Raw genomic sequence first — 16,208 nt, forward strand, 5'->3', positions numbered from 1 at the left:
GGGTGCTGACCGCCTGCGCCGACGCCCGCACGACCGTCGTCGTCGCCGACGCCCGGCCCACCGCCCGGCCCGTGCGCTGGGCCCGCGAGGACCCGCCCGGCGGCGGACCGCTCGCCGCGCTCGGCGCCGGGCTGCACCACACCACGGCCGAGGAACTCGTCGTACTCTCGGCCGATCTGCCGTTCCTCGGGGCCGCGACGGTGCGGCGGCTGCTGACCGCGCTGCGCGCGAGCGGCACGGACGGCGCCCTGCTCACCGACGCCGACGGCCGCGACCAGCCCCTTGTGGCCGCCTACCGCACCGACGCGCTGCGCCGCGTACTGGCCGCCCTGTCCACCGGGCACGACGGTCTCACCGGGCTGCCGCTGCGCCGGCTGATTGCGGCCCTCGACCTCACCCGCGTCCAGGACCCCGTCGCATCCTTCGACTGCGACACCTGGGACGACATCGCCTCCGCCAGGGCACGTATCAGGGAGCATGGGCACGTGTTGGATGAATGGATTTCCGCAGCCAAGAACGAGCTGGGCATCGACCTCGACGTCGACATCCGTGCCCTGCTCGACGTCGCCCGCGACGCCGCACACTCCGTCGCCAGGCCCGCGGCACCGCTGACCACCTTCCTCGTCGGCTACGCGGCCGCACAGGCCGGAGGGAGCCCCGAAGCCGTCGCCGAAGCCGCCCGCAAGGTCTCGGCCCTCGCTCTGAGCTGGGCCGAGGAGGACGCCGGCGACAAGCCCGGCGACGCCCCCGGCACCGGCCCGGACGCCGGATGACCGCCCGCTCCGCCCGCACCGGCGAGGACGCCGAGGACCTCGACGTCGAGGAGGTGCTCGCCCTGGTGAACGACCCCGACGGCCGCGTCGCTCCCGGCGACGGCGTACCCGCGCCCGCCGCGCCCGGCGCCCACGCCCGCCACGGCGCACCGCACAAGCCCGACGCCCACCACCGGGCCACGTCCTGGCCCGAGGCCCGGGAGATCGCCGCACGCGCCGCCCGGTCCGGTGCCCGCCGCGACCTCGTCTCCGTCCCCCTCGACGCCTCTCTGGGCCTCACCCTCGCCGCCCCCCTCACCGCCCTCACCGACCTGCCCTCCTTCGACACCTCCGCGATGGACGGCTGGGCGGTCGCGGGACCCGGCCCCTGGGACGTACGGGAGGAGGGCGTCCTCGCCGGGCACGACGAGCCGGAGGCGCTCACCGACGGGGAGGCCGTCCGGATCGCCACCGGCGCCCGTATCCCGCCCGACACGACCGCCGTGATCCGCACCGAGCACGGCCGTACCGACGACAAGGGTCGGCTGCACGCCACCCGCGAGATGCACCACGGCCAGGACATCCGCCCCCGCGGCCAGGAGTGCCGCTCCGGCGACCAGCTCCTGCCCGTCGGCGTCCTCGTGACACCCGCAGTGCTCGGCCTCGCCGCGGCCGCCGGCTACGACACCGTCACCGCCGTTCCGCGCCCCCGCGTCCATGTCCTCGTACTGGGCGACGAGTTGCTCACCGAGGGCACCCCGCACGACGGCCTGATCAGGGACGCCCTCGGCCCGATGCTGCCGCCCTGGCTGCGGGCGCTGGGCGGCGAGGTCACCTCCGTACGGCGGATCGGGGACGACGCGAAGGCCCTGCGCAAGGCCATCACCGGCTCCGACGCCGACCTGATCGTCACCACCGGCGGCACGGCCTCCGGCCCCGTCGACCACGTCCACCCCACCCTGCGCCGCATCGGCGCCGAACTCCTCGTGGACGGCGTCAAGGTGCGCCCCGGCCACCCGATGCTGCTGGCCCGCACCAAGGCCGGACAGCACCTGGTCGGCCTGCCGGGCAATCCCCTGGCCGCCGTCTCCGGGCTGCTCACGCTCGCCGAACCACTGCTGCGCACGCTCGCCGCCCGCCCCGCCCCGGAGCCGTACACCCTCCCGGTCCAGGACGCGGCGCACGGGCATCCGTACGACACCCGGCTCATCCCCGTCGTGCTGCGCGGGGACCGTGCCGTGCCGGTGCACTACAACGGCCCGGCCATGCTGCGCGGCATCGCGGCGGCCGACGCCCTCGCCGTCGTCCCACCCGGCGGCGCCCGCCCCGGCCAGGAGCTCGAACTCCTCGACCTGCCCTGGGCGTCCGCCGGAATCGGGGTGTGTTTCACGTGAAACTTCCGGGCCATGACGCGATCGCCCGCCAAGCGGACGAACATCTCGAGCCGACAACCAACAAGAACAGTCGAAACGGTCCGCCGAAGAATCCGGCGGACCGTCACGAATGACCGAAGTTAGTTCCCGGGTGGTTGGGTGATAACGACCCGCCAGATCACGGAATTGCGCGCTGAGAATTTCCACACCAATGCGTGCATATTGGCGTGCGGTACTTTCGCGGTGAATACGCCGCTCCCGTCACCACACTGAGACCCGGCGAGGAGCTTTCCAGCGGCGGTGATGTTGAACTTGGCAGTGCCTGCGCATGTCCACATCGCCGTGACGGATGAGGCTTTCCCGGCTGACGCGGGAAGCCTGACACTGCCCGCACCGTGACCTGACCCTGTGTAGAGCGTCTTCGATCCGACAGGGATCGAAGACTGGATCGGATTGGGGAGGCGGTCGGGGTTCGTCGGGGTCTGTACCTGAGAGGGGGGCGCGCTGATCCCCGTCGTCGCCCCGTGGGTGGCGTTCGCGCGGGGATGAGTGCTGCCGGAACAGGCCGACACAAGCGCCAGGGCCGACAGGCCGACGGCCAGCACGGAAAGCTTCATCAGATCGTCCTCAACTCAGGAGTGGGCGATGTAGGGCGAGAGCGCCGGGAGCTTCGCGGTCCCGTGGTTGGAGACGATCCACTTGCAGCCACCGTTCGTCGAACCCCGTTCCCATTTGAAGGAATATCCCTTCGAGCCGAGGGCGAGCCATCCGTCCCTCTTGCTCGCGGGAACCTTCCACGACCCACCCAGGGTGACGGTGGTGGTCTTGGCGTAGGAGATCGAGCCGCTGATGGTCTCCTCGGCGGAACTGACGAGGATTGACTCACTCAGCTTCACCGCGTAGCTGATGGTGCCGGTCCAGGTGTGGCCCTTGGCCACTGAAACCGAGAGGGTAACGCCGGACTGTCCATAAACGGTCTTGCTCTTGTCCCCGACGAACGTGCTCTTGACATTGTGGAAGCGGAAGCCCGGGTCGGGCGGGCAGCCGTCCGGGTGCATCGAGCTCCCGTCCGAGTTCACCGTGACGTCGGCATCGGCCGGCGCCTGCGGGATCGGGTTTCCGTCCTGGTCGGCATTGACCGGCGCCGGAGAGTCTTCCGCAAAGGCGGGTCCAACTCCTCCGGCTCCTACAACGAGAAAAGCGGTCAGCGCAGCTGCTGTGCACGCGCGAGACAATTTGGCACTCATGATTCCCTCCCGTTCGCCCCCTCCGGGAGCGTCATGGACAGAACAATCACGGAATGCCGGGGTGATCGTCAAGGAAACTCGGACTATCTGAGCGAGACTTGAGCTTGCCTACGCGTAAGGAGTTGCTGCTTATGTCACGGATCTCGTGATGGAGTAAGCAGAATACTTTGCCGTTCAATTAATACCGGCCGATTGAGAGCCGTCAGACATCGTCAGGCGATGGAGGCTGCGCAGCTCTAGTGCAGATGTCATGCCACAAGTACGGCCAAGCCCGTTGGAATGTGAACGCAAGAGTGGCTCGGAGGCCGATGGACCTCGAGTACGGCGGCTCGCCATGGCTGCGGTTCCGGATGGATCGACCGGTCCGGGTCCCACTGCACGCGCACTGGGCGCGTGATGCCTCGCGGGTACGCAGCCGGAGTCGGCGGGTCGACGAGGGGTAGCGTCCCCCTCATGCATGCGATCACGATTCCCGAACCTGGTGGGCCCGAGGCGCTGGTGTGGGACGAGGTCCCCGATCCGGTGGCCGGTGACGGCGAGGTGCTGGTCGAGGTGGTGGCCGGGGCCGTCAACCGCGCCGACATCCTGCAGCGGCAGGGTTTCTACGACCCGCCGCCGGGCTCGTCCCCCTACCCCGGCCTGGAGTGCTCCGGCAGGATCGCCGCGGTCGGCGCCGGCGTCTCCGGCTGGGCGGTCGGCGACGAGGTGTGCGCGCTGCTCGCGGGCGGCGGCTACGCCGAGAAGGTCGCCGTCCCGGCCGGTCAGCTGCTGCCCGTACCGAAGGGCCTCGACCTCAAGCAGGCCGCGGCACTGCCCGAAGTGGTCTGCACCGTCTGGTCGAACGTCTTCATGATCGCCCAGCTGCGCCCCGGCGAGACGCTGCTCGTGCACGGCGGCTCCAGCGGCATCGGCACCATGGCGATCCAGCTGGCCAAGGCCGTCGGCGCCAAGGTCGCGGTCACGGCGGGCACCCGGGAGAAGCTGGAGCGGTGCGCCGCGCTGGGCGCGGACATCCTGATCAACTACAGGGAGCAGGACTTCGTCGAGGAGGTCAAGAAGGCCAGCGACGGGGCGGGCGCCGACGTCATCCTCGACAACATGGGCGCCAAGTACCTGGACCGCAATCTGCGGGCCCTCGCCGTCAGCGGCCGCCTCGCCGTCATCGGCATGCAGGGCGGCATCAAGGGCGAGCTGAACCTCGCCACGCTTCTGAACAAGCGGGCCGCGATCAGCGCGACCTCGCTCCGGGCGCGCCCGCTCGGCGAGAAGGCGGCGATCGTCGCGGCCGTACGCGAGCACGTGTGGCCCCTGATCGACGGCGGCCATGTCCGTCCGGTCGTCGACCGCGAGATCCCGATGAGTGACGCGGCCGCGGCGCACCGGGTCGTGGAGGAGAGCGGGCACGTGGGCAAGGTGCTGCTGGTCGTGCCCTGACACGCGCGCCCGCGGGCCACCGACCGCGTGTCTAGGCCCGCCGCATCCGCAGGCCGATGAAGGCGAGTCCCAGACCGAGCCCGATCAGGACCAGTCCGCTGCCCAGCGGCAGGATCTTCAGTACGGGCTCGGCGGGGCTCCCGGCCTGCGAGGCGGCCTGCCGAGCCGGGGCCTGCGCGGGCCCGGAGGGCGCCAGGCCCGCCTCGTCGGGCGGCGAGGCGGTGGCGTCCCCGGCAGTCTCGTCACCCGGGTCCGACCCTTGCGGGTAGGTCGTGTCCTCGCTCTCGTCCTCCCCCTGGTCCGAGGAGTCGCCGGCCGTCTCGTCCGCCGACGGCGTCTCCTGCCGCCCGGGCCGCTCCCGCCCCTCGCCCGCGACGCTCCCGGCCCGTGGGGGTTTCGGGGAGCCGGTGGGGGAGGCGGAACGGTGCCCGGCCCCCGGGGTGCGGGCACTGGGCGTACGTCCGGCGTGGGGCTTCTCCCCCGCATCCTCCCCGGAGCCCGCCTCGCGCCCCGAACCGTTCTCGTCCCCCGGCCAGGCTTCGTCCCCCGAACCCGCCGCATGCCCGGAGCCGGTCTCGTTGCCGGAGCTGTTCTCATCCCCGGAACCGTTCTCGTCCCCGGAGCCGTTCTCGTCCCGGGAACCGGTCTGACCGGCGTGCCCGGTGTGCCCGGCCTGCCCGGCCTGCCCCCTCGATCCGGCCCCGGCCCCGTGCGTCGGCCCCGGCGCACGCGCAGGGGGACCGGCGATCACCGCCACGGGCGCGTACGACGCGACGCCCCGGTACGACGCGTTCGCCACCGCACCCCCGCAGGGCAGCACGAGCACGCTCGCCCCCACCCCCACCACCAGTCCGGCCCCCTGCAAAGCACGCAGCCATGGAGTCACGTATCAAGGCTCACACCGGGGCGCACTTCCGGCACTCCGGACACCGCCAAAAGTCCGAAGCCCGGCTGCTGCGGACGGTGGACACCGCGCCCTGACGGAAAACACCGCACCGTAAACGGTGGATCACCCTTCACCGGGGGCACCACGGTGATGAGATGCACGGGTGCGAGAGAATGGCGGCATGGAGATGCCGAGGAACGACAGGTCGCCGGAGAACCCCCAGATCCTGGTCGTGGGCCAGGACGGCATGGCGATTGGCGGCGGTACAGACGAGGACTCCCGCGAGATTCCGGTGACGGAACAGGTCGAGCAGCCGGCCAAGGTGATGCGGATCGGCAGCATGATCAAACAGCTCCTCGAAGAGGTGCGCGTGGCTCCCCTGGACGAGGCGAGCCGGGCCCGGCTCAAGGAGATCCACCGCAGCTCGGTGAAGGAGCTGGAGGACGGTCTTGCGCCGGAGCTGGTGGAGGAGCTGGAGCGGCTCTCCCTGCCCTTCACGGACGACGGCACTCCCTCCGATGCCGAACTGCGCATCGCGCAGGCACAGTTGGTGGGCTGGCTGGAGGGGCTCTTCCACGGCATCCAGACCACGCTGTTCGCCCAGCAGATGGCCGCGCGGGCCCAGCTGGAGCAGATGCGGCGCGCGCTGCCGCCGGGCGTGGCCCCCGACGGCACCGAGGACCGCCAGGCGGGCGGCCGCTCGGGCGGACCGTACCTGTAGGCGGACCTGTAACGAGCCGAATCCGTAAGAACCCGTAAGAACCCGTAAGAACCCGTAAGAACCCGTAAGAAAGGGCCCGGCGGCCGAGAAGCCGCCGGGCCCTTCACCTGTCCGTCGCGCGGGTCAGGACGGCGGGTTGCCCGAGGAGACGCTGAGCTCGATCTCGGGCATCTTCTTCGGGTCGACGTCCGTGTCGGCGGACGGGAACTGGTCGATGACCGCGCCCTGGCCGTAGGTGTTCTCGTCGACCGGCTTGATCTTCAGCTCCCAGCCGGCGGCCTGCAGGCACTCCTTGACCGAACCGATGTACTTGAAGCGGAAGTCGGGGAGCTTGATCTTGTGGGGGTCGTTGTACGACTCCTGTGGCTCCGTGCACTCGGTCGACTCGATCTTCTTCGTGGTGTCCGGGCCGCGGTAGCCCGCCGCCTTGGTCGCCGAGGCGCTCGCGCTGCCGCCGCCGCCCTTGCCCTCGTCGTCACCGCCGCCGCTGTTCAGCAGCAGCGCCGCGATCAGGCCGCCGACCGCGATGATCGAGACGACGATCGAGCCGATGATCACCGGCCTGTTGTTCTTGCCGCCGCCGCCCGCGGGGGGCGCGGCGGCCTGGGGCGTGATGTTGTACGGCGGCGGGGTGGAGGGCTGGCCGTACGGGGACGGCGTCGGCTGGTAGCCGCCCTGCTGCGGGTAGCCGTACGCCGGGGAGGCCGGCTGCGACGGCGGCGCCGGGGTGCCGTACGGGTTCGGGGTCGGCTGGTACGGCGTCTGGACGGGGCCCGTCGGTGCCGGGGTCGACTGGTCGACCGGCGGGAAGACCGCGGAGCCGACGCCGGAACCGGCCTGGGCGGGCGCGCCCGGCACGATGCTCGGCGGGGTGGCGTTGAAGGAGGCGGCCACGCGCAGGCACTCGTCGCGCATGGACTCGGAGTTCGGGAAGCGCTCGTTCGGGTTCTTCTTCAGCGCGCGGGCGACCAGGGCGTCCACCGCGGGCGGCAGCGCCCGGTTGATCGACGACGGGGCGACCGGCTCCTCCTGCACATGCGCGTAGGCGATCGCGAGCGGTGAGTCCGCATCGAACGGCAGCCGCCCGGTGACCAGTTGGAAGAGCATGATGCCGACCGAGTAGAGGTCGGAGCGGGCGTCCACACCGCGCCCCAGCGCCTGCTCCGGCGAGAGGTACTGCGGGGTGCCCACGACCATGCCGGTCTGCGTCATCGACGTCACGCCCGACTGCATGGCGCGCGCGATGCCGAAGTCCATCACCTTGACCACGCCGCGCTTGGTCATCATGACGTTGCCCGGCTTGATGTCGCGGTGGACCAGGCCCATCTCGTGGCTGATCTCCAGCGCCGCGAGCACATCGGCGGTGATCTTCAGCGCCTTGTCCGCGGGCATCGCGCCGAGCTGCCGTACGTCCTCGTCGAGCACCGAGCCCAGCGGGCGGCCCTCGATGTACTCCATGACGATGTACGGAGTCGTCATGCCGTCGAGGGTGTCCTCGCCGGTGTCGAAGACGGAGACGATGTTGGTGTGCGTGAGCTTGGCCACGGCCTGGGCCTCGCGGCGGAAGCGCTCGCGGAAGGCCTGTTCGCGCCCCAGGTCGGTGTGGAGCGTCTTGATCGCGACCTGGCGGTCGAGCACGCTGTCGTAGGCGAGATGCACCGAGGCCATGCCGCCCTCACCGAGCAGGTCGCGCAGCTGATAGCGGCCACCGGCCAACGCCCGCCCCGTGTACCGGCCCTGTGCGCCGTCCTGGCTCATGTTCCGCTTCCCCCGTGGGCCTTCAGGCGCCGTTGACTGTCATTGATCCAAAGTGCTATTCCCGGCCAAGTCTGCCCCAGGGCACTGACACGTCAAGTTCAGTGCCCGATCCGTGACCGTACGCGAAAGAAGCGTCGCGCGAGCGTTACAGACGTTGTACGTGCGGTACACAGAATTTGCACGGGACCCTTGTCGGAGGGTTTGATGGCCGGTCCGTCCTCAGCCGGTTCCGGTCCCCTTCTCGGAACGGCGGCTTGCGTTGAGGCTGTAGCGTGGCCGACGGAGACCGTAACAACACCGCGCGCACCGCGGGCAGAAACGACGGCGAGGACTGATGGCACAGCAGCAGCGCGCTCAGGGCCCGTCCGACCCCGAGGCGACTGGCGGCGGTATGTCAGACGCGCCGGAGATGTGGGGTAACGGCGGGCTTGTCGGGGACGGCCGGTACCGGCTGACCCGCAGACTCGGCCGGGGCGGCATGGCAGAGGTGTTCGCCGCCGAGGACGTGCGTCTCGGACGCACCGTCGCGGTCAAGCTGCTGCGCGCCGACCTCGCCGAGGACCCGGTCTCCAAGGCCCGTTTCACCCGCGAGGCACAGTCGGTGGCCGGCCTCAACCACCATGCCATCGTCGCCGTGTACGACTCCGGTGAGGACTTCGTCGGCGGCCAGTCGGTCCCCTACATCGTCATGGAGATCGTCGAGGGCCGCACCATCCGCGACCTGCTGCTCAACGCCGAGGCGCCGGGCCCCGAGCAGGCCCTGATCATCGTCTCCGGTGTGCTGGAGGCGCTCGCCTACTCGCACCAGCACGGCATCGTGCACCGCGACATCAAGCCCGCCAACGTCATCATCACGCACAACGGCGCGGTCAAGGTGATGGACTTCGGCATCGCCCGCGCCCTGCACGGCGCGTCCACGACGATGACGCAGACCGGCATGGTCATGGGCACCCCGCAGTACCTCTCCCCGGAGCAGGCGCTCGGCAAGGCCGTCGACCACCGCTCGGACCTGTACGCGGTGGGCTGTCTGCTCTACGAACTCCTCGCGCTCAGGCCCCCGTTCGTCGGCGAGACCCCGCTGTCGGTGGTCTACCAGCACGTCCAGGACATCCCGGCGCCGCCGTCGGAGGTCTCCGACGCCACCCCGCCGGAGCTCGACGGCCTCGTCATGCGATCGCTCGCCAAGGAGCCGGACGACCGCTTCCAGACGGCCGAGGAGATGCGCGGGCTCGTCCAGTACGGGCTGCAGATGCTCTACGACCAGGGCGGCCACACCGGCACCTGGAACACCGGCCCGGTCGATGTGCACGAGGGCCGGCACACCCCGGCCGCGGGCTTCGCCGGCACCCAGGTGCTGCCGCACCCCGGCCACGCCTCCGGCACGACGCAGATCCCGCAGCAGGTCCTGCCCGCGGGCTACGGCGGCGGGGACGACGGCGGCTTCGAGGGCCACGGGAACAGGGGCGGCGGCCGCGGCAAGCTGTGGATCCTCGCCGTCCTCGCGGTGATCGCCATCGCGGCGGGTGTCGCGCTCGCGCTGAACAACGGAGGCGGCTCGGGCGGGGGCACGGACCCCACCAAGTCGCCGACCGCGACGCACCACACCAAGGACGACTCGACCACCGAGACGCCCAGCTCGGAGCCGAGCGACGACTCGACGAACAGCTCCACGGACGACAACTCCACGAGCGGCGGCTCGGGGGACTACACACCCTCGTACACACCGTCGTACACGCCGTCCGAGGAGCCCACGAAGGAGCCCACCAAGGAGCCCACGGACGAGCCGACCGACGAGCCGACCCAGACACCGACCCAGACGCCGACCCAGTCGGCGGACCCGTCGGACCCGGCGACGGGTGGCGGCGACGACGGCGGGACCGCGGGTCTCGTCCACTGACGAATCACTCCACGAACGCCCCGCACACCGTGTCGTACTCCCGCGTCCACCACACCGCCAGGGCGGAGGCCGCCGGGAACTGGGGGTCGGCGCGGGTGTCGCCGCGTTCGTAGTGCCAGCGCAGCATCCAGAAGTCGTTGAGGCGTTCCCACCACACGCGGTGCACGGCCGCCGCGAGTTCGGAGGGCGTGGCACCGGCCGTGCGCCGGTACGCGCGCGCGTACGCACGCACTTTGGGCAGGTCGAGGGTTCCGGTGGGCCGTACGAAGAAGATCGCGGCGGCGCGTACCGCCTCCTCCGCGCGCGGGCCGAGGCCGAGGCGGTCCCAGTCGACGATGGCGGCGGGCGCGTCCCCCTTGTAGAGCAGGTTGAAGGGGTGGAAGTCGCCGTGCACCCAGCCCACCGAACTCCCGCACGGCGGGCGGCTGTCGGCGTGCCGCTCCAGCAGGGTGCGGCGTTCCAGCAGGCGGTGGCGGGCGAGTTCGTCGAACGAGTCGGCGGGGCGGTGGCGGCGTACCCGGCCGAGCAGGTCGTCGATGAGGGCGAAGGTGTCGGCGGCGTCGGCGGCCACCGGCTCGGTACGGGCACGCGCGTGTGCCGGCATCACCCGCTCCAGGCTCGCGTGCACCACTCCCAGCAGCGCCCCCAGCCGGTCGCACTGTCCGGTCGTGAGCTGTCCGCCGTGCCGGTGCCGTCCGTCGATCCAGGGGTGCAGCGCGTAGGCGTGTCCGCCGACGACGGCGACCGTGCGCCCGTCCCGCGCGGGCAGCGGGGGCGCCACCGGGACGCCCAGATCGGCCAGGCGCTGGGTGGCCCGGTGCTGGCGGGCGATCGCGGCCGGGTCGGCGGTCTCCGGGTCGAAGTGGTGCTTGAGGAAGTAGCGGCCGCGGGTGGTGCACAGGCGGTAGCCGCGGTTGAGCAGACCCTGGTCGACGGGCTCGCAGGCGACGGCGGAACCGGCGCCGTACTGGCGCAGCAGGGCGCCCAGTGGGGGCGCGTGTGGCACGAGCGGTGGTACGGAGGAGCGCGGCACGCGCCAGATGGTAGGGCACGATCCAGGGCTGTGAGCTGGGCGTTGTCACAGGCAGTCGCATTCGGTCACGGCATGTGCTCGAAATGGCGTTCCCGCTCGAAGTGAAGTCTTCCCGTGAACTGGGTCACCGGGATAACGTGCCGTTGTTCCGGCCCCCTGCAAGGCTGTGACCAGGAAACCTTCCGAGCTTTCGCGATTTACTTGGAAATCCAAGCAAAATCGCAGGTCAGGAGGGGTTTCACAGAAATGTGGAGCACTGGGTAACGTGCCTTCTGCAGGGCGCTCGCCGGGGCACCTGTCACGCCTGTTCCCGAACGGACGCACCCACCCTGTGCACCCGCGGGAGTCAGGTGAGCCGCACTGGCACCCGGCGAACCCGGGTAGCCGGACCGACGGAGGAGCACACGTGACCGTGGAGAGCACTGCCGCGCGCAAACCGCGACGCAGCGCCGGAACCAAGAGCACGGCCGGCAAGCGCACGACCGCAAAGAACGCGCCTGGCACCGACCCCGAGCTCGTACAGCTGCTGACGCCCGAGGGCGAGCGGCTCAAGAACGCCGAGTACGACCAGTACGTCGCCGGCATCACCCCCGATGAGCTCCGCGGCCTGTACCGCGACATGGTGCTCACCCGCCGCTTCGACGCCGAGGCCACCTCCCTGCAGCGCCAGGGCGAGCTGGGCCTGTGGGCCTCGCTGCTCGGCCAGGAGGCCGCCCAGATCGGCTCCGGGCGGGCCACCCGCGAGGACGACTACGTCTTCCCGACCTACCGCGAGCACGGCGTCGCCTGGTGCCGCGGGGTCGACCCGACCAATCTGCTGGGCATGTTCCGCGGCGTGAACAACGGCGGCTGGGACCCCAACAGCAACAACTTCCACCTGTACACCATCGTCATCGGCTCTCAGACGCTGCACGCCACGGGCTATGCGATGGGCGTGGCCAAGGACGGCGCGGACAGCGCGGTGATCGCCTACTTCGGCGACGGCGCCTCCAGCCAGGGCGACGTCGCGGAGTCCTTCACCTTCTCCGCGGTCTACAACGCCCCGGTGGTGTTCTTCTGCCAGAACAACCAGTGGGCGATCTCCGAGCCGACCGAGAAGCAGACCCGCGTGCCGCTCTACCAGCGCGCGCAGGGCTACGGCTTCCCGGGCGTGCGGGTGGACGGCAACGACGTGCTCGCCTGTCTCGCGGTCACCCGGTGGGCGCTGGAGCGGGCGCGCAGCGGCGAGGGCCCGACCCTCGTGGAGGCGTTCACCTACCGCATGGGCGCGCACACCACCTCCGACGACCCGACGAAGTACCGGGCCGACGAGGAGCGCGAGTCCTGGGAGGCGAAGGACCCGATCCTGCGCCTTCGCCGGTACCTGGAGGCCGCAAACCACGCGGACGAGGGATTCTTCGCGGAACTCGAAGCGGAGAGCGAAGCGTTGGGCAAGCGAGTGCGTGAGGCGGTCCGCGCCATGCCGGACCCGGACCGCTTCGCCATCTTCGAGAACGCGTACGCGGACGGGCATGCGCTCGTCGACGAGGAGCGAGCCCAGTTCGCCGCCTACCAGGCGTCGTTCGCAGACGAGGGGGGTCACTGAGATGGCGGAGGCTGTGACAGTCAGGACCATGGCTCTGGCCAAGGCGGTCAACGAATCGCTGCGCCGCGCCCTGGAGACCGACCCCAAGGTCCTGGTCATGGGCGAGGACGTCGGCAAGCTCGGCGGTGTCTTCCGGGTGACGGACGGCCTGCAGAAGGACTTCGGCGAGAGCAGGGTCATCGACACCCCGCTGGCCGAGTCCGGCATCGTGGGCACCGCGATCGGTCTGGCCCTGCGGGGCTACCGCCCGGTCGTGGAGATCCAGTTCGACGGCTTCGTCTTCCCGGCGTACGACCAGATCGTCACCCAGCTCGCCAAGATGCACGCGCGCTCCCTGGGCAAGGTCAAGCTCCCGGTCGTCGTGCGCATTCCCTACGGCGGCGGCATCGGCGCCGTGGAGCACCACTCCGAGTCGCCGGAGGCCCTGTTCGCGCATGTCGCGGGCCTGAAGGTGGTCTCGCCCTCGAACGCCTCGGACGCGTACTGGATGATGCAGCAGGCCATCCAGAGCGACGACCCGGTGATCTTCTTCGAGCCCAAGCGGCGCTACTGGGACAAGGCCGAGGTCAACACCGAGGCCATCCCGGGACCGCTGCACAAGGCGCAGATCGTGCGCCCCGGCACCGACCTCACGCTGGCCGCCTACGGCCCGATGGTGAAGCTCTGCCGTGAGGTGGCCGACGCGGCCGCCGAGGAGGGCAAGTCCCTGGAGGTGCTGGACCTGCGCTCGGTCTCCCCGCTGGACTTCGACTCGATCCAGGCCTCCGTGGAGAGGACGGGCCGCCTGGTCGTCGTCCACGAGGCGCCGGTGTTCTTCGGCTCGGGCGCGGAGATCGCCGCCCGGATCACGGAGCGCTGCTTCTACCACCTGGAGGCTCCGGTCCTCAGGGTCGGCGGCTACCACGCCCCGTACCCGCCGGCCCGCCTGGAGGAGGAGTATCTGCCGGGCCTGGACCGGGTGCTCGACGCCGTCGACCGTGCCCTGGCGTACTGAGGAGAGGGTCGTGACGACGATGACGGAAGCTTCCGTACGCGAGTTCAAGATGCCGGACGTGGGCGAGGGACTCACCGAGGCCGAGATCCTCAAGTGGTACGTCCAGCCGGGCGACACGGTCACCGACGGCCAGGTGGTGTGCGAGGTCGAGACGGCGAAGGCGGCGGTGGAACTGCCCATCCCGTACGACGGCGTGGTCCGTGACCTGCACTTCCCGGAGGGCGCCACGGTGGACGTGGGCACGTCGATCATCGCGGTGGACGTCTCGGGAGGCGCCGCGGCCCCCGAGGCTCCGGCCGAGCCGGCAGCCCCGGCCGCCGCGCCCGCCGCACCGGCCGAGGAGAGCAAGCCGCAGGGCTCGGGCCGCCAGCCGGTCCTGGTGGGTTACGGCGTGGCGGAGTCCTCCACCAAGCGCCGCCCGCGCAAGGGCGCCGACACGGAGGCCGCGCAGGCCTCGACGGCGATCCAGACCGAGCTGAACGGCCATGGACCGGCGCCCGTGGCCGAGCCGGTGGCGACGACGACCGGGCAGCGCCCGCTCGCCAAGCCGCCGGTGCGCAAGCTGGCGAAGGACCTGGGCGTCGATCTGGCGACGGTCGTCCCGTCGGGCCCGGACGGCATCATCACGCGTGAGGACGTCCATGCCGCCCTCGCGCCTGCCCCGGCACCGGAAGCGCCCGTGGCGGCGCCCGCCGCGCCCGTGTCCGCCCCGGCCCCCGTGGCGGCGTACGACGCGGCGCGTGAGACCCGTATCCCCATCAAGGGGGTCCGCAGGGCGACCGCGCAGGCGATGGTCGGCTCGGCGTTCACCGCGCCGCACGTCACGGAGTTCGTGACGGTGGACGTGACGCGCACGATGAAGCTGGTCGAGGAGCTCAAGCAGGACAAGGAGTTCGCGGGCCTGCGGGTGAACCCGCTGCTGCTGATCGCCAAGGCCCTGCTGGTCGCTCTCAAGCGCAACCCGGAGATCAACGCCTCGTGGGACGAGGCCGCCCAGGAGATCGTGGTCAAGCACTACGTCAACCTCGGCATCGCGGCGGCCACCCCGCGCGGCCTGATCGTCCCGAACATCAAGGACGCGCATGCCAAGACCCTGCCGCAACTGGCCGAGTCCCTGGGCGAGCTGGTGTCCACGGCCCGCGAGGGCAAGACCTCCCCGGGCGCGATGCAGGGCGGCACGGTGACCATCACCAACGTCGGCGTCTTCGGCGTCGACACGGGAACGCCCATCCTCAACCCCGGCGAGTCCGCGATCCTCGCGGTCGGCGCGATCAAGCTCCAGCCGTGGGTGCACAAGGGCAAGGTGAAGCCGCGTCAGGTCACCACGCTGGCCCTGTCCTTCGACCACCGTCTGGTCGACGGCGAGCTGGGCTCCAAGGTCCTCGCGGACGTGGCGGCGATCCTGGAGCAGCCGAAGCGGCTGATCAGCTGGGCGTGAGAGTCCGGCCCGGTCCTGCCGGGCCGGCCGTGCAACGCAATGGGCCCGTCGCGACAAGCGACGGGCCCTTTCGCGTGCTGCCGGCTGCCCGGGTCAGATCTTGGTGAAGCCGTAGCTCATGAGCTTCTTCGCGTCCGACTCGCGCTGGGCGATGGAGGAGGAGGCGAGCACGGTGCCGATGACCGTCTTGCCGCCGCGGGTGGCGGCGAAGACCAGGCAGTACTTGGCCTCGGGGCCGGAGCCCGTCTTCACGCCGATCGTGCCGCTGTAGCTGCTGAGCAGGCCGTTGGTGTTGGTCCACGCGGCCATCGTGCGGGTGCTGCCCGTCTTGGTGATGGTCTTCGCGGTGTACTTCTTCGTCTTCACCAGCGTGCGGAACGTGGAGTTCTTCATCGCACTGCTGGCGATCTTCGTCAGGTCACGGGGGGTTGAGTAGTTCGAGCCATTCCCTATGCCGTCGAAGGAGTCGAAGTGGGTGTGCGTCAGGCCCAGGCTCTTGGCGGCGGTGTTCATCTTGCCGATGAAGTTGGACACCCGCTTGGCCCGCGTCGAGCCGGAACCGAACTTGTCGGCGAGCGCGTAGGCCGCGTCGCAGCCGGACGGCAGCATCAGGCCGTACAGCAGCTGGCGGACCGTCACCTTGTCACCGACGATCAGATGCGCCTGCGAGGCGTTGTGGGAGACGACGTAGTCGCTGTACGCCTTCTGGATCGTCACCTTGGAGTCGAGGTTCAGGTGCGACTGCGCCAGCACGACCTTCGCGGTCATGATCTTGGTGGTGGAACCGGTGGAGCGCTTGGTGTCCGCGGCCTTGGTGTAGAGCGTCTTGGCGTTGGAATTGTTCATCACGTAGCCGCCCTTGGCCACGATGGACGGCGCGGAGGCCGCCTGAGCGGGTACGGCGGCCAGTGCTCCGGTCGCGAGCACGGCGCCTGCGGTGACGCTGACCGCGGCGGCTCTGCGAAGCCGCCTGCCCGTCATGCCGTTGATGGCAGTAATCAACTTGAAATACCCCGATTACGTCGAATACCCCTGATGCGCGGCCGAGTTGGAGGGGAAAGAAAGGAGGGCCGCAGGTGTGTGACACGTA

13 protein-coding genes are annotated in these 16,208 nt (G+C 70.5%); 8 read left to right on the top strand and 5 right to left on the bottom strand.

All coding sequences use genetic code 11. The features are described 5' to 3' along the window. Both JYK17_RS23250 and JYK17_RS23255 read left to right on the top strand, forming a co-directional pair. The coding region (locus JYK17_RS23250; protein ID WP_222811122.1) for a DUF6457 domain-containing protein at window positions 1–773 on the top strand (773 nt) is incomplete at its 5' end. Beyond that, the gene (locus tag JYK17_RS23255; protein WP_108010525.1) at window positions 770–2,146 is read left to right on the top strand and encodes a molybdopterin molybdotransferase MoeA; all 1,377 of its coding nucleotides are present in this window, start codon (window positions 770–772) and stop codon (window positions 2,144–2,146) included. The genes JYK17_RS23250 and JYK17_RS23255, both read left to right, overlap by 4 nt. A 611-nt stretch (window positions 2,147–2,757) precedes the next feature. Here the strand turns inward: JYK17_RS23255 and JYK17_RS23260 are convergent. After that, complete coding sequence (locus JYK17_RS23260; protein ID WP_128802420.1) at window positions 2,758–3,372, bottom strand: hypothetical protein; 615 nt, start codon at window positions 3,370–3,372, stop codon at window positions 2,758–2,760. Between the two features lie 453 nt (window positions 3,373–3,825). Between JYK17_RS23260 and JYK17_RS23265 the strand changes: the two genes are divergently transcribed. Further along, window positions 3,826–4,806 (top strand): NAD(P)H-quinone oxidoreductase, encoded by a 981-nt coding sequence (locus tag JYK17_RS23265; RefSeq protein ID WP_222811123.1) that lies wholly within the window; start codon window positions 3,826–3,828, stop codon window positions 4,804–4,806. Window positions 4,807–4,837: 31 nt separating this feature from the next. Here JYK17_RS23265 and JYK17_RS23270 read toward each other — a convergent pair whose 3' ends face one another. Then, window positions 4,838–5,692, bottom strand: coding sequence for a hypothetical protein (locus JYK17_RS23270; protein WP_222811124.1), 855 nt, complete (start codon window positions 5,690–5,692; stop codon window positions 4,838–4,840). Window positions 5,693–5,873: 181 nt separating this feature from the next. Here JYK17_RS23270 and JYK17_RS23275 point away from each other — a divergent pair, with 181 nt between their 5' ends. Then, window positions 5,874–6,413, top strand: a complete 540-nt coding sequence (locus tag JYK17_RS23275; RefSeq protein WP_108010533.1) for a bacterial proteasome activator family protein — start codon at window positions 5,874–5,876, stop codon at window positions 6,411–6,413. Between the two features lie 123 nt (window positions 6,414–6,536). Here the strand turns inward: JYK17_RS23275 and JYK17_RS23280 are convergent, their stop codons facing one another. After that, complete coding sequence (locus tag JYK17_RS23280; RefSeq protein WP_222811125.1) at window positions 6,537–8,171, bottom strand: Stk1 family PASTA domain-containing Ser/Thr kinase; 1,635 nt, start codon at window positions 8,169–8,171, stop codon at window positions 6,537–6,539. A 334-nt stretch (window positions 8,172–8,505) separates the two neighbouring features. Between JYK17_RS23280 and JYK17_RS23285 the strand changes: the two genes are divergently transcribed. Then, entirely contained in the window at window positions 8,506–10,068 is a 1,563-nt protein-coding gene (locus JYK17_RS23285; RefSeq protein ID WP_108010536.1) for a protein kinase domain-containing protein, read from the top strand. A 4-nt stretch (window positions 10,069–10,072) separates the two neighbouring features. Here JYK17_RS23285 and JYK17_RS23290 read toward each other — a convergent pair whose 3' ends face one another. Continuing rightward, window positions 10,073–11,074, bottom strand: coding sequence for a phosphotransferase (locus JYK17_RS23290; protein WP_108011090.1), 1,002 nt, complete (start codon window positions 11,072–11,074; stop codon window positions 10,073–10,075). Window positions 11,075–11,507: 433 nt separating this feature from the next. Between JYK17_RS23290 and pdhA the strand changes: the two genes are divergently transcribed. From pdhA to JYK17_RS23305, 3 genes are read left to right on the top strand one after another with little or no spacing between them, the layout of a single operon-like run. Continuing rightward, the gene (pdhA, locus tag JYK17_RS23295) at window positions 11,508–12,686 is read left to right on the top strand and encodes a pyruvate dehydrogenase (acetyl-transferring) E1 component subunit alpha (protein ID WP_108010538.1); all 1,179 of its coding nucleotides are present in this window, start codon (window positions 11,508–11,510) and stop codon (window positions 12,684–12,686) included. Between the two features lie 28 nt (window positions 12,687–12,714). Then, window positions 12,715–13,680, top strand: a complete 966-nt coding sequence (locus JYK17_RS23300; protein WP_372465249.1) for an alpha-ketoacid dehydrogenase subunit beta — start codon at window positions 12,715–12,717, stop codon at window positions 13,678–13,680. A 10-nt stretch (window positions 13,681–13,690) separates the two neighbouring features. After that, window positions 13,691–15,118, top strand: coding sequence for a dihydrolipoamide acetyltransferase family protein (locus tag JYK17_RS23305; RefSeq protein ID WP_108010542.1), 1,428 nt, complete (start codon window positions 13,691–13,693; stop codon window positions 15,116–15,118). Window positions 15,119–15,211: 93 nt separating this feature from the next. On the opposite strand, the gene JYK17_RS23310 is transcribed toward JYK17_RS23305, so the two are convergent. After that, complete coding sequence (locus JYK17_RS23310) at window positions 15,212–16,099, bottom strand: D-alanyl-D-alanine carboxypeptidase family protein (protein WP_108010544.1); 888 nt, start codon at window positions 16,097–16,099, stop codon at window positions 15,212–15,214. Window positions 16,100–16,208 lie beyond the last annotated feature (109 nt).

Origin of the sequence: Streptomyces plumbidurans (assembly GCF_019857225.1) — a bacterium.
In the GTDB taxonomy this organism is placed as follows: Bacteria; Actinomycetota; Actinomycetes; order Streptomycetales; family Streptomycetaceae; genus Streptomyces; species Streptomyces plumbidurans.